The sequence below is a fragment of the Janthinobacterium sp. CG3 genome (genome assembly GCF_000344615.1).
GTDB lineage: Bacteria > Pseudomonadota > Gammaproteobacteria > Burkholderiales > Burkholderiaceae_D > Janthinobacterium.
Genome location: NZ_KB467824.1, coordinates 3,022,290 through 3,035,703, shown reverse-complemented (window position 1 = coordinate 3,035,703; position 13,414 = coordinate 3,022,290). Strand labels below are relative to the sequence as shown.

Below are 13,414 nucleotides of genomic sequence, written 5' to 3'. Positions count from 1 at the left end.
GGGATTCGGGTAGGCTGTGGGCGGCGGCCGCGGCCGCCGTGCGATTGGTCGGGGGGCGTCGGATTTACAGCGGCGGACGGCTGCAGGCGACCAGGTAGTTGACGCTGGTGTCGTCGTTGAGCGAATAGATCTTGCTCAGCGGATTGTATCCCAGGCCTTTCATGGCGTTCACGTCCAGTTGCGCGCTGCGGGCGTATTGCGACAGTTCGGCCGGGGTGATGAATTTGTCGTAGTCGTGGGTGCCCTTGGGTAGCATGCGCAGCAGGTATTCGGCCCCCAGGATGGCGAACAGGTAGGCTTTCGGGTTGCGGTTCAGCGTGGAGAAGAACACCTGGCCGCCCGGTTTTACCAGCGTCGCGCAGGCGCGCACGATGGCGGCCGGGTCCGGCACGTGTTCCAGCATTTCCATGCAGGTCACGACGTCGTACTGGCCCGCTTCCTGCTCGGCCATCGCTTCGGCCGCGATCAGCTGGTAGCGCACCTGCGCGCCCGACTCCAGGCTGTGCAGGTCGGCCACTTTCAGCGCCTTCTCGGACAGGTCGATGCCGGTCACCTGGGCGCCTTTTTTGGCCATCGATTCGGCCAGGATGCCGCCGCCGCAGCCGATGTCGATGACGCGGCGGCCGGCCAGCGGCGCGCGCGCGTTGATCCATTCGAGGCGCAGGGGGTTGATTTCGTGCAAAGGACGAAACTCGGATGTGGGGTCCCACCAACGATGGGCCAGCTCACTGAATTTTTGGATTTCGATAGGGTCGGCGTTCATAGGTGGAATCATAACGGCAATTTGGTCGATTCAATAGGCGGCGCTGCAAAAAACCCGACGGGGGTTGGGAAGGGGGACCCCGAGGGTCGGATCCCGCGCCTCGGCGGCGGTTTGTTTCGGGCATAAAAAAACCCCGCCGAGGCGGGGTTTTTTATCGTTCGCGGGAAGCGAGCGTCGTTTTAACCGGCAATATTATTTGCGGGTGCCGACGACTTCGATTTCTACGCGGCGATTTTTCTCGCGGCCAGCTGCCGATTTGTTATCAGCAACAGGTTGTTTCTCGCCTTTGCCTTCGGTGTACACGCGGTTGGTTTCGATACCTTTCGAAACCAGATACGCTTTGACGGCTTCCGAACGACGGATCGACAGTTTCTGGTTGTAGGCATCGGTACCAACGGAGTCGGTGTGGCCGACAGCGATGATGACTTCCAGGTTGATGCCGCCCAATTTCGAGCTCAGGTCGTCCAGTTTCGCTTTGCCTTCTGGTTTCAGAACGGCTTTGTCGAAATCGAACAGGGCGTCGGCTGCGAAGCTGACTTTTTCCGAGATTGGCGCTGGAGCTGGAGCTGGACGCACGGCTGGTGCTGGGGCTGGAGCTGGAGCTGGTGCTACTGCTGGTGCAACGCATTTGCCGTCAACCAGGGTTTCTGGAGCAACGCACAGTGGCACGTCGCAACCTGGCACCGCGTCAGCTGGTGTCCAGTAGCCGGTGCGCCAGCACAGGCCGAACGGGTCACGAGCGATGACGCCGCGTGCATCTTGCACGTAGGCGCTTTTTGGCGTCGGTGCTTTGATGTCGGTGGTCACTGGTGCGAATGGCGGCGACGTTGGGGTTTGGGCCGAAGCCGTGCCAGCAATCACTGCGGATGCAGCAAAAAACAGCGTTACAAATTTATTCATTATTTTTTCCTTTCGGGGGGTGATATCCGCAGAAATACACTGCGCGACTGGACCTGCATAAATCATATTAACATGCAGGTTAGCAACGCTCGTTTCAGATTGCGAAACTAGCAATTAACTTCTCATTCATTTTGCCACAGGCGACAAGTTCGCACGCCGGTGGTTAAATCAAAGTTTCCCGGATTTTAGACTTGTCGTTGTTTTTGTGCAACGTCCGTAAGATATTGTTACACTCTTATGACAACTTTCACTTGATTTGCCTGTTTGCTGGGCAGTCGCCGCCGTTGCGCCGTGCGCCGGCGCGGCGCCGCGCGGCGCACGCGCCCCGGAGCGGTGCGCTTGGGCGGCGTCGGAATTGCGCTGGAAGAAGGTCGCGCATGTTAAAATCCCATGCTTGACTGTTGAAAACATGGTAGCAAGCCCAACCGCCCAGCACCCATGCAGCAGCCGCCCCGGATATGCAGTATTGCGTCATACATTGCGTAGCAGATAAGTTAACCACAGCCTGAGATCAGTCGAACCGCCAATGGATCAATTCGCAAAAGAAACAATCCCTATTTCCCTCGAAGAAGAGATGCGCAAGAGCTACCTCGATTACGCCATGAGCGTGATCGTCGGCCGGGCCCTGCCGGATGTGCGCGACGGCTTGAAGCCGGTGCACCGCCGCGTCTTGTATGCGATGCATGAAATGAACAACGTGTGGAACCGCCCTTACGTCAAGTGCGCCCGCGTCGTCGGCGAGACCATGGGTAAATTCCACCCGCACGGCGACGCCTCGATTTACGACACGCTGGTGCGCATGGCGCAGGACTTCTCGCTGCGCTACACGCTGGTCGACGGCCAGGGCAACTTCGGCTCCGTCGACGGCGACAGCGCCGCAGCGATGCGTTACACCGAGTGCCGCCTCGACAAAATCGCCAGCGAGATCCTGGCCGACATCGACAAGGATACCGTCGACTTTGTACCGAACTACGACGGCAAGGAAAAAGAGCCGTCGGTGCTGCCGACCAAGATCCCTAACCTGCTGATCAACGGCGCCACCGGCATCGCGGTCGGCATGGCGACCAACATTCCGCCGCACAACATCACCGAGGTCATCGACGGCGCGCTGCACGTGCTGCGCAACCCCGACTGCAGCATCGACGAGTTGATTGAAATCATTCCGGCGCCGGACTTCCCGACCGCCGGTATTATTTATGGCGTCTCCGGCGTGCGCGACGGCTACCGCACCGGCCGCGGCCGCGTCGTCATGCGCGCCAAGACCCACTTCGAGGAATTCGGCAAGGAGGGCGGGCGCATCGCCATCATCGTCGACGAGCTGCCGTTCCAGGTGAACAAGAAGTCGCTGCTGGAACGCATCGCCGAAAACGTGCGCGACAAAAAGCTCGACGGCATCTCCGACATCCGCGACGAGTCCGACAAGTCGGGCATGCGCGTGGTCATCGAACTGAAGCGCAACGAAGTGCCGGAAGTGGTGCTCAACAACCTGTACAAGCAGACCCAGTTGCAAGACACCTTCGGCATGAACATGGTGGCGCTGGTCGACGGCCAGCCGCGCCTGCTGAACTTGAAGCAGATGCTGCAATGCTTCCTGGCCCACCGCCGCGAAGTGGTGACGCGGCGCACCGTGTTCGAACTGCGCAAGGCGCGCGAGCGCGGCCACGTGCTCGAAGGCCTGGCCGTGGCGCTGGCCAACATCGACGATTTCATCGCCATCATCAAGGCCGCGCCGACGCCGCCGATCGCCAAGGTCGAGCTGATGAACCGGCCGTGGGATTCCTCGGTCGTGCGCGAGATGTTGGCGCGCACCGGCGACGGCACCACCGTCGGCGGCATCGACGCCTTCCGTCCCGAGCACCTGCCGAAGCACTACGGCATGCAGAGCGACGGCCTGTACAAGCTGTCGGACGACCAGGCGCAAGAGATTTTGCAGATGCGTCTGCAGCGCCTGACCGGCCTGGAGCAGGACAAGATCGTCAACGAATACAAAGACGTCATGACGCACATCGCCGACTTGCTGGACATCCTGTCCAAGCCGGAGCGCGTCACCATCATCATCACCGACGAGCTGACGCTGGCCAAGAACGAATATGGCGAGGGCAACAAGGACGTGCGCCGTTCGCAGATCGAACTCAACGCCACCGACCTGGAAACCGAAGACTTGATCACGCCGCAGGACATGGTCGTGACCTTGTCGCACACCGGTTACATGAAGGCGCAGCCGATTTCCGAGTACCGCGCGCAAAAGCGCGGCGGGCGCGGCAAGCAGGCCATGGCGACCAAGGAAGAGGACTGGATCGACCAGCTCTTCATCGCCAACACGCACGACTACATCCTGTGCTTCTCCGACCGCGGCCGCATGTACTGGCTGAAGGTGTGGGAAGTGCCGCAGGGCTCGCGCAATTCGCGCGGCAAGCCGATCGTCAACATGTTCCCGCTGCAAGACAACGAGAAGATCACCGTGATCTTGCCGCTGTCGGGCGACAACCGGGTTTTCCCGGAAGACCATTACGTGTTCATGTCGACCAGCCTGGGCACCGTCAAGAAGACGCCGCTGAAGGACTTCAGCAACCCGCGCAAGGCCGGCATCATCGCCGTCGACCTCGACGACGGCGACTTCTTGATCGGCGCCGCGCTGACCGACGGCCAGCACGACGTGATGTTGTTCTCCGACTCCGGCAAGGCGGTGCGCTTCGACGAGAACGACGTGCGCCCGATGGGCCGCACCGCCCGCGGCGTGCGCGGCATGAACCTGGAAGAGGGGCAGCACGTGATCGCCCTGCTGGTGGCCGAGAACGAGCAGCAGTCGGTGTTGACGGCAACGGAAAACGGCTTCGGCAAGCGTACCCCGATCACCGAATACACTCGCCACGGCCGCGGCACCAAGGGCATGATCGCGATCCAGACCAGCGAACGCAACGGCCGCGTCGTGGCCGCCACGCTGGTGGAGGAGAGCGACGAGATCATGCTGATCACCACCGGGGGCGTGCTGATCCGCACGCGCGTGGCGGAGATCCGTGAAATGGGCCGCGCCACGCAAGGCGTGACGCTGATCGCGGTCGAGGACGGCACCAAGCTGTCCGGCCTGCAACGCATCGTCGAGGCCGACGTCGACGACGTCGAACTGGAAGCCGGTCCGGAAGCGAAACCGGCGGAATAAGGCGGGTAGCGCAGCGGGGGCCGGGCTTGTTTTAGCGAACAACCCGGCCCCAGTTACGAGCGGCGCCGCTGTTGTTCGATTGCTCGCGCCCCCGCGGCGGCTCCTGTCGGCTTACTCCGCGCTAACCCGACCTACGCGCCGCGCCGTTGGTTTTAAGTCAGTCGCCGGTTTGTTTATTGGGGTAATCACCACGGCGGTCAACGCGGTTCCGCTGTGTCCATTAGAATATCGTAGCAAGGCAAACCAACTAGTACTCAAAGGATCGCAACGTGACGCACATCTATAATTTCTCCGCCGGCCCGGCCGTGCTGCCCAAAGAAGTGCTGGCGCAAGCGGCCGCCGAAATGCTCGACTGGCACGGCAGCGGAATGTCCGTTATGGAAATGAGCCACCGCGGCCCCGAATTCATCTCGATCTACCAGGGCGCCGTGCGCGACCTGCGCGAGTTGCTGGCCGTGCCCGACAACTACAAGATCCTGTTCCTGCAGGGCGGCGGCCTGGGCGAGAACGCCATCGTGCCGCTGAACCTGGTCGGGCGCAAGCCGCAGCCGGCCACGGTCGACTTCGTCCACACCGGTTCCTGGTCGGGCAAGTCGATCAAGGAGGCGGCCAAGTACGCCAACGTCAACGTCGCCGCCTCGTCGCAGGCCGACGGCTACAACCGCGTGCCGCCGCAGTCCGACTGGACACTCACGCCGGGCGCCGCCTACCTGCACATCTGCACCAACGAAACCATCGACGGCGTCGAGTACGCCTTCGCGCCCGAGCTGGCCGGCGACACCACCATCGTCGCCGACATGTCCTCGCACATCCTGTCGCGCGTCATCGACGTGTCGAAATACGGCGTCATCTTCGGCGGCGCGCAAAAGAACATCGGCCCGGCCGGCCTGACCCTGGTCATCGTGCGCGAGGACCTGCTCGGCGCGGCCCTGCCGATCTGCCCGTCGGCGTTCGACTGGAGCGTGGTGGCGCAGCACGACTCGATGTACAACACGCCGCCGACCTACGCGATCTACATCGCCGGCCTGGTGTTCCAGTGGCTGAAACGCCAGGGCGGCGTGGCGGCGATGGAGAAGCGCAACATCGAAAAAGCGGCGCTGCTGTACGCGGCGCTGGACGCCGACGACTTCTACCATAACCGCATCGCCGCTGAAAACCGCTCGCGCATGACGATCCCGTTCTTCCTGCGCGACGAGAGCAAAAACGAAGCATTCCTGGCCGGCGCCAAGCAGCGCGGCCTGCTGCAACTGAAGGGCCACAAGTCCGTCGGCGGTATGCGCGCATCGATCTACAACGCGATGCCGATCGAGGGCGTGCAAGCCCTGGTCGATTATTTGAACCACTTCGCGGGCCGCGGCAAGTAAGTCCCGCGGCAAAGATCGACACACAATTAGCCCCACGCAGACAATGACAGACAAATTAAAACCGTTGCGCGAGCAAATCGACGCGATCGACGCGCAAATCCTCGATTTATTGAACCGCCGCGCGCGCCTGGCGCAAGAGGTCGGCCATGTGAAGGCCGAAACCATGGCGCCGGTGTTCCGCCCGGAGCGCGAGGCGCAGGTGCTGCGCGGCGTGGCCGAGCGCAACCCCGGGCCGATGGGCAGCGGCGAGCTGCAAACGATTTTCCGTGAAATCATGTCGGCCTGCCGCTCGCTGGAAAAGCGCGTCACCGTGGCCTACCTGGGCCCGGTCGGCACCTTCACCGAGCAGGCCGTCTACAAGCAGTTCGGCAGCGCCGTCGAGGCCTTGCCGTGCGCCTCCATCGACGAGGTGTTCCGCGCCGCCGAAGCCGGCACCGCCGATTTCGGCGTCGTGCCGATCGAGAATTCGTCCGAGGGCGCGGTCAACCGCACGCTCGACCTGCTGATGCAGACCAGCCTGATCATCAGCGGCGAGGTGGCCATCGACGTCCACCACAGCCTGATGACGAAGAGCGGCGCGATGGAGGGCGTCGGCGTCATCTGCGCCCATTCGCAGGCGCTGGCGCAGTGCCAGGCCTGGCTCAACGTGCACTATCCGAACATCGAGCGGCGCGCCGTCGCCTCGAACGCCGAGGCCGCGCGCATGGCCGGCCTGGACCCGGCCATGGCGGCCATCGCCAGCGAGATGGCGGGGCGCCAGTACCAGCTTGGCGTGGTGCAGGCGCACATCCAGGACGACGCCCACAACCGCACCCGTTTCGCCGTGATCGGCCATTTGCAGACCACGCCGTCGGGCGCCGATCAGACCTCGCTGGTGCTGGCGGTGCCGAACAAGGCCGGCGCCATGTACCAGTTGCTGGCGCCGCTGGCCAGGCACGGCGTGTCGATGTCGCGCTTCGAGTCGCGCCCGGCGCGCCTGGGCAGCTGGGAGTACTACTTCTATGTCGACGTGGTCGGCCACGCCGACGACGCCGCCGTGGCGCTGGCGCTGGCCGAGCTCAAGAGCAACGCCGCCTTCTTCAAAGTACTGGGTTCCTACCCGGTCAGCCTCTAATAGATATACAGTAAATTCACAGACTAATTTTATGCCTACACAATTCGGTCCCGAGTACGTCCGCGCCATCGCCCCTTACCAGGCCGGCAAACCCATCGCGGAAGTCGCGCGCGAATTCGGCCTCGACGAGGCCGCCATCGTCAAGCTGGCGTCGAACGAGAATCCCTTCGGCGTGCCGGATTCGGCGCGCGCGGCGATGTTGCAGGCCGCCAGCGACATCGGCCGCTACCCCGACGCCAACGGCTTCGAGCTGAAGGCCGCGCTGGCCGAACGCTACGCCGTGCCGGCCGACTGGATCACGCTGGGCAACGGCAGCAACGACATTCTGGAAATCGCCGCGCACGCCTTCGTGCGGCAGGGCCAGGCGGTGCTCTACGCGCAGTACTCGTTCGCCGTCTACGCGCTGGCGACCCAGGGCGTGGGCGCGCGCGCCATCGTGGTGGCGGCCAGCGACTACGGCCACGACCTGCCGGCGATGGCCGCGGCGATCGACGCCGACACCCGCCTGGTCTTCATCGCCAACCCGAACAACCCGACCGGCACCTTCATCCCGGCGGTGCAGATCGAAGACTTCATCCGGCAGGTGCCGGCGCACGTGGTGGTGGTGCTCGACGAGGCCTACAACGAATTCCTGGCGCCCGAGCAGCAGTACGAATCGGCCGCCTGGGTCAAGCAATACCCGAACCTGCTGGTGTCGCGCACCTTCTCGAAGGCCTACGGCCTGGCCGGGCTGCGGGTCGGCTTCGCCATCGCCCAGCCGGCGCTGACGGACCTGATGAACCGCATCCGCCAACCCTTCAACGTCAATTCGATGGCGCAGGCCGCCGCCGTCGCCGCCCTCAACGACGGCGCCTTCCTGGCCAAGGGCGCGGCCAACAACGCCGCCGGCTACCGCCAGTTCACCGAGGCCTTCGCCGCGCTCGGGCTGGAGTACGTGCCCTCGTACGGCAATTTCGTCATGGTGCGGGTCGGCGACGACGACGGCGCCGGCGCCCGCGTCAACCTGGCCCTGCTCAAGCGGGGCGTGATCGTGCGCCCGGTCGGCAACTACGGCCTGCCGCGGTGGTTGCGCGTTTCCATCGGCCTGCCGCGGGAAAACGCGGTGCTGATCGCCGCGCTGACGAAGGCACTGGCCTGACGTTATGGCGACGCCCGCACTCAATAAAATCGTCATTTTCGGCGTCGGCCTGATCGGCGGCTCGTTCGCCCGCGCGCTGAAACAGGCCGGCGCGGTCGGCCACGTGGTCGGCATGGGGCGCTCGCAGGCCTCGCTGGCGCGCGCGCTGGAGCTGGGCATCATCGACAGCGTCGGCGCCGACATGGCCGAGGCCATGCGCGACGCCGATTTGGTGCTGATCGCCGCGCCGGTGGCGCAGACCGAGAACATCCTGGCGGCGCTGCGGCCGCACCTGCAAGCGGGCACCGTGGTCACCGACGCCGGCAGCACCAAGAGCGACGTGGTGGTGGCGGCGCGCCGGGCGCTGGGTGGCAAGCTGGCGCAGTTCGTGCCGGGCCATCCGATCGCCGGGCGCGAGTCGAACGGTCCGGACGCCGCCATCGTCGACCTGTACCGGGGCAAGAAGACGGTGCTGACGGCGCTGGCGGAAAACGTTCCGGCCGACGTCGAGCGCGTCGCCGCCGCCTGGCGCGCCTGCGGCGCCGTCATCCACCAGCTGACGCCGCAGGAGCACGACAAGGTGTTCGCCGCCGTCAGCCACCTGCCGCATTTGCTGGCCTACGCGCTGGTCGACGACATCGCCAACAAGCCGCACGCCGACCTGCTGTTCCAGTACGCCGCCAGCGGCTTTCGCGACTTCACCCGCATCGCCGGCTCGTCGCCGGAGATGTGGCGCGACATCAGCCTGGCCAACCAGGGCGCGTTGTTGACCGAGCTGGACGCTTATCTGGCACAATTGACCGGCCTGCGCGCCATGCTGGCGGCCGGCGACGGCACCGCCATCGAGGCGGTCTACGCCAACGCCCAGCGCGCGCGCCGGCAGTGGACCGGGGCGATCGAAAGCGCCGAGGCGCCGCAGCCGGCCGACCAGGCGGAATAGATAGGAATAGCGATATTCGCACACAAGCAGACAAGGACGAAACCGCATGACGCAGCAAAAACACTACCCGCACCATCTCGATTTGAAACCCGTCATGCAGGTGCACGGCACGGTGCGCCTGCCCGGCTCGAAGAGCATTTCGAACCGCGTGCTGCTGCTGGCCGCGCTGGCCGAAGGCACGACCAAGATCATCGACCTGCTGGCCTCGGACGACACCTTCGTCATGCTCGGCGCGCTCACGCAGCTGGGTGTGCACTGGGAGCAGGAGGAGCAGGAGGGGCAGAGCCGCCCCGAAACGCTGCACCAGGTGCACCACGTGCACGGCGCCGGCGGGGTCTTCCCGAACCACGCTGCCGACCTCTTCATGGGCAACGCCGGCACCGCCATCCGTCCGCTGACGGCGGCGCTGGCCGTCATCGGCGGCGACTACACGCTGCACGGGGTGGCGCGCATGCACGAGCGGCCGATCGGCGACCTGGTGGACGCCCTCAACGCGGTCGGCGCGCAGATCGAGTACACCGGCAACCAGGGCTTCCCGCCGCTGCGCATCCGCCGCGGCCACCTGCACGCCCAGCGCATGTCGGTGCGCGGCAACGTTTCGAGCCAGTTCCTGACCGCGCTGCTGATGGTGGCGCCGTTGATGGCGCGCCAGCACGCGGTGTCGATCGACGTCGTCGGCGAGCTGATCTCCAAGCCCTACATTGAAATCACGCTGAACCTGATGCGCCGCTTCGGCGTCGTCGTCGAGCAGGACGGCTGGCAGTCGTTCACCGTGCAGCCGGGGCAGAAGTATACAAGCCCGGGCGTTATCCACGTCGAGGGCGACGCCTCGTCGGCGTCCTACTTCCTGGCCGCCGGCGCCATCGCCGGCGGGCCGGTGCGGGTCGAGGGCGTCGGGCGCGACAGCATCCAGGGCGACGTGCGCTTCGTCGCCGCGTTGGAGCAGATGGGCGCCACCATCACCATGGGCGACACCTGGATCGAGGCCACCTCGAACGGCGTGCTCAAGGCCATCGACGCCGACTTCAACCACATCCCCGACGCCGCCATGACGATCGCCATCGCCGCGCTGTACGCCGACGGCACCAGCACGCTGCGCAACATCGCCAGCTGGCGCGTCAAGGAAACCGACCGCATCGCGGCCATGGCCTGCGAGTTGCGCAAGCTCGGCGCCGAGGTCGAGGAGGGCGCCGACTACCTGCGCGTGACGCCGCCGGCGGCGATCGCCGCGGCGACCATCGACACCTACGACGACCACCGCATGGCGATGTGCTTCTCGCTGGCCACGCTGGACGGCGCGGCGCGGCGCGGCAACGCGATGCGCATCAACGACCCGAAATGCGTCGCCAAGACCTTCCCCGAGTATTTCGAGGCGTTCGCCGGCATCGCCCGCGAAGACCTGTTTTAAACGCCAAGGCGTCGCCGGAGGCGGCCGGGGACAGACCACGTTTTTCGAGAAACATTTCTCGAAAAACGTGGACTCGGCGTCCCCGTCTGTCCCCGGTTTTCTGGTTAGGAATTGACGTATCAACAAAAAGAAGATTATGACCACATCCCACTACCCAGTCATCACCATCGACGGTCCGACCGCCTCCGGCAAGGGCACGGTGGCGCACCGCGTCGCCGACAAGCTCGGCTTCCACTACCTCGACTCCGGCGCGCTGTACCGCCTGACGGCGCTGACGGCGCTGCGCCGCGGCACCGACCTGGGCGACGAGCACGCGCTGGCCAAGCTGGCCGAGCATTTGCCCTGCAGTTTCGCCGGCGGCGAGATCCTGCTGGCCAACGAGAACGTCACCGACGCCATCCGCGCCGAAAGCGTCGGCAACACCGCCTCGAAAATCGCCGCGCTGCCGGCCGTGCGCCAGGCCCTGTTCGCGCTGCAACTGGGTTTCCGCAAGGCGCCGGGCCTGGTCGCCGACGGGCGCGACATGGGCACGGTGATCTTCCCGCACGCCCCGCTGAAGGTGTTCCTGACCGCCAGCGCCGAGGCTAGGGCGCAACGCCGATATAAGCAATTGATTGACAAGGGAATTTCTGCTAGTATAGAAGACCTTCTGATGGATTTGAATGCGCGAGACGCACGTGATACTCACCGTGCGATCGCGCCCCTGGTCCCCGCAGAGGGTGCTCATGTGCTCGATACGTCGAATATGACTGCCGATGAGGCCGTCGATTTGGTGCTGAAATGGCATGCGGCGGCGGCAAAGTAGTGCGTATCAGTACTACCGTGGTGCCCGTGGCGGCGCAGTCCGGCCCGGGCGTGTGTCAAACCTAACCCAGTTTAAGTCGCATCGTGCGATCTCTGCTGGCTAACAATGTGTGAACCCCTATGTCTACAGCTACATCTACAGAATTTACCGGTATGGAAAGTTTTGCCGCGCTCTTCGAGGAATCGTTGTCGCGTCAAGATATGCGCTCCGGCGAAGTTATTTCCGCTGAAGTCGTGCGCCTCGACCACAATTTCGTGATCGTCAACGCCGGCCTCAAATCCGAAGCATTCATCCCAATCGAAGAATTCAAAAACGACCACGGCGAACTGGAAGTCAAAGTCGGTGACTTCGTTTCCGTGGCGATCGAATCGTTGGAAAACGGTTTCGGCGACACCATCCTGTCGCGCGACAAAGCCAAGCGTCTGGCTTCGTGGCTGGCGCTGGAAAAAGCGATGGAATCGGGCGAGATCGTCGTCGGTACCGTCAACGGCAAAGTCAAGGGCGGCCTGACCGTTCTGACCAACGGCATCCGCGCGTTCCTGCCGGGTTCGCTGGTCGACACCCGTCCAGTCAAAGACACCACCCCGTTCGAAGGCAAAACCCTCGAATTCAAAGTGATCAAGCTCGATCGCAAGCGTAACAACGTGGTTCTGTCCCGCCGCGCCGTCATCGAAGCGTCGATGGGCGAAGAGCGTCAGAAACTGATGGAAACGCTGAAAGAAGGCACGGTCGTGACCGGCGTCGTCAAAAACATCACCGACTATGGCGCCTTCGTGGACCTGGGCGGCATCGACGGCCTGCTGCACATCACCGACCTGGCATGGCGCCGCGTGCGTCATCCGTCGGAAGTGCTGACGGTTGGCCAGGAAATCACCGCCAAGGTCCTGAAATACGATCAAGAGAAGAACCGTGTTTCGCTGGGCGTGAAACAACTGGGCGACGATCCTTGGACCGGTCTGTCCCGTCGTTACCCACAAAGCACCCGTCTGTTCGGTAAAGTCACCAACCTCACCGACTACGGCGCCTTCGTTGAAGTCGAGCAGGGTATCGAAGGTCTGGTGCACGTCTCCGAAATGGACTGGACCAACAAAAACGTCGCACCAAACAAAGTTGTCCAACTGGGCGACGAAGTTGAAGTGATGGTTCTGGAAATCGACGAAGAGCGTCGTCGTATCTCGCTGGGTATGAAACAGTGCAAAGCCAACCCTTGGGATGACTTTGGCGTTACCCACAAGAAGGGCGACAAAGTCCGCGGCGCGATCAAATCGATCACCGACTTCGGCGTGTTCATCGGCCTGGCCGGCAACATCGACGGCCTGGTTCACCTGTCCGACCTGTCCTGGACCGAAACCGGCGAAGAAGCCGTGCGTCGTTTCAAAAAGGGCGACGAACTGGAAGCCATCGTGCTGGCCATCGACGTCGAGCGCGAGCGCGTTTCCCTGGGCGTCAAGCAGCTGGAAGGCGATCCGTTCAATAATTTCGCTGCAATGAACGACAAAGGCTCCCTGGTAACGGGTACGGTCAAGTCGGTCGAGCCTAAAGGCGCAGTGATCCAGTTGTCGGAAGAAGTCGAAGGCTACCTGCGCGCTTCGGAAATCTCGCGCGACCGCGTGGAAGATGCCGGTACCCACTTCAAAGTCGGCGACGTCGTTGAAGCGATGGTTCTGAACATCGACCGCAAAGCCCGTGGTATCCAATTGTCGATCAAAGCGAAAGACAATGTCGAAACCCAGGAAGCAATGCAGAAAATGGCCGCAACCGACAACAACGCAGCTTCGGGCACCACCAGCCTGGGCGCATTGTTGAAAGCTAAATTCGACAACAAGAACTAAGACAGTCTGCG

At 63.5% G+C, this 13,414-nt stretch carries 10 protein-coding genes; 8 read left to right on the top strand and 2 right to left on the bottom strand.

Going from position 1 to position 13,414, the window contains the following annotated elements; genetic code table 11:
* Positions 1-64: 64 nt before the first annotated feature.
* Positions 65-763, bottom strand: coding sequence for a bifunctional 2-polyprenyl-6-hydroxyphenol methylase/3-demethylubiquinol 3-O-methyltransferase UbiG (gene ubiG, locus JANGC3_RS0113245; RefSeq protein WP_017876973.1), 699 nt, complete (start codon positions 761-763; stop codon positions 65-67).
* A 192-nt stretch (positions 764-955) separates the two neighbouring features.
* Positions 956-1,663: an outer membrane protein OmpA gene (gene ompA / locus JANGC3_RS29255; RefSeq protein ID WP_035787691.1), complete on the bottom strand. Its 708-nt coding sequence runs from the start codon at positions 1,661-1,663 to the stop codon at positions 956-958.
* A 526-nt stretch (positions 1,664-2,189) separates the two neighbouring features.
* Between ompA and gyrA the strand changes: the two genes are divergently transcribed.
* The 8 genes from gyrA to rpsA all read left to right on the top strand — a co-directional run bounded on the left by gyrA (position 2,190) and on the right by rpsA (position 13,403).
* Positions 2,190-4,823 carry a DNA gyrase subunit A gene (gyrA, locus tag JANGC3_RS0113235; protein ID WP_026132933.1) on the top strand — a complete coding sequence of 878 codons (2,634 nt, stop codon included), beginning with the start codon at positions 2,190-2,192 and terminating at the stop codon, positions 4,821-4,823.
* 269 nt (positions 4,824-5,092) lie between these two features.
* The gene (serC, locus tag JANGC3_RS0113230) at positions 5,093-6,187 is read left to right on the top strand and encodes a 3-phosphoserine/phosphohydroxythreonine transaminase (RefSeq protein WP_017876970.1); all 1,095 of its coding nucleotides are present in this window, start codon (positions 5,093-5,095) and stop codon (positions 6,185-6,187) included.
* 43 nt (positions 6,188-6,230) lie between these two features.
* Positions 6,231-7,301: a prephenate dehydratase gene (gene pheA / locus JANGC3_RS0113225; RefSeq protein WP_026132932.1), complete on the top strand. Its 1,071-nt coding sequence runs from the start codon at positions 6,231-6,233 to the stop codon at positions 7,299-7,301.
* A 31-nt stretch (positions 7,302-7,332) separates the two neighbouring features.
* Positions 7,333-8,439: a histidinol-phosphate transaminase gene (gene hisC, locus JANGC3_RS0113220; protein ID WP_017876968.1), complete on the top strand. Its 1,107-nt coding sequence runs from the start codon at positions 7,333-7,335 to the stop codon at positions 8,437-8,439.
* 4 nt (positions 8,440-8,443) lie between these two features.
* On the top strand, positions 8,444-9,358 hold the full coding sequence (locus tag JANGC3_RS0113215) for a prephenate dehydrogenase (protein WP_017876967.1): 915 nt from the start codon (positions 8,444-8,446) through the stop codon (positions 9,356-9,358).
* Between the two features lie 46 nt (positions 9,359-9,404).
* A complete protein-coding gene (gene aroA / locus JANGC3_RS0113210; protein ID WP_017876966.1) occupies positions 9,405-10,766 on the top strand; it encodes a 3-phosphoshikimate 1-carboxyvinyltransferase in 1,362 nt (453 codons plus the stop codon).
* A 136-nt stretch (positions 10,767-10,902) separates the two neighbouring features.
* Positions 10,903-11,571 (top strand): (d)CMP kinase, encoded by a 669-nt coding sequence (cmk, locus tag JANGC3_RS0113205; protein ID WP_017876965.1) that lies wholly within the window; start codon positions 10,903-10,905, stop codon positions 11,569-11,571.
* Between the two features lie 152 nt (positions 11,572-11,723).
* A complete protein-coding gene (gene rpsA, locus JANGC3_RS0113200; protein WP_017876964.1) occupies positions 11,724-13,403 on the top strand; it encodes a 30S ribosomal protein S1 in 1,680 nt (559 codons plus the stop codon).
* Positions 13,404-13,414: the final 11 nt, after the last annotated feature.

Coding starts and splice junctions, on each gene's coding strand:
- ubiG (WP_017876973.1), bottom strand. CDS start 763: ATGAACGCCGACCCTATCGAAATCCAAAAATTCAGTGAGCTGGCCCAT.
- ompA (WP_035787691.1), bottom strand. CDS start 1,663: ATGAATAAATTTGTAACGCTGTTTTTTGCTGCATCCGCAGTGATTGCT.
- gyrA (WP_026132933.1), top strand. CDS start 2,190: ATGGATCAATTCGCAAAAGAAACAATCCCTATTTCCCTCGAAGAAGAG.
- pheA (WP_026132932.1), top strand. CDS start 6,231: ATGACAGACAAATTAAAACCGTTGCGCGAGCAAATCGACGCGATCGAC.
- hisC (WP_017876968.1), top strand. CDS start 7,333: ATGCCTACACAATTCGGTCCCGAGTACGTCCGCGCCATCGCCCCTTAC.
- JANGC3_RS0113215 (WP_017876967.1), top strand. CDS start 8,444: ATGGCGACGCCCGCACTCAATAAAATCGTCATTTTCGGCGTCGGCCTG.
- aroA (WP_017876966.1), top strand. CDS start 9,405: ATGACGCAGCAAAAACACTACCCGCACCATCTCGATTTGAAACCCGTC.
- cmk (WP_017876965.1), top strand. CDS start 10,903: ATGACCACATCCCACTACCCAGTCATCACCATCGACGGTCCGACCGCC.
- rpsA (WP_017876964.1), top strand. CDS start 11,724: ATGGAAAGTTTTGCCGCGCTCTTCGAGGAATCGTTGTCGCGTCAAGAT.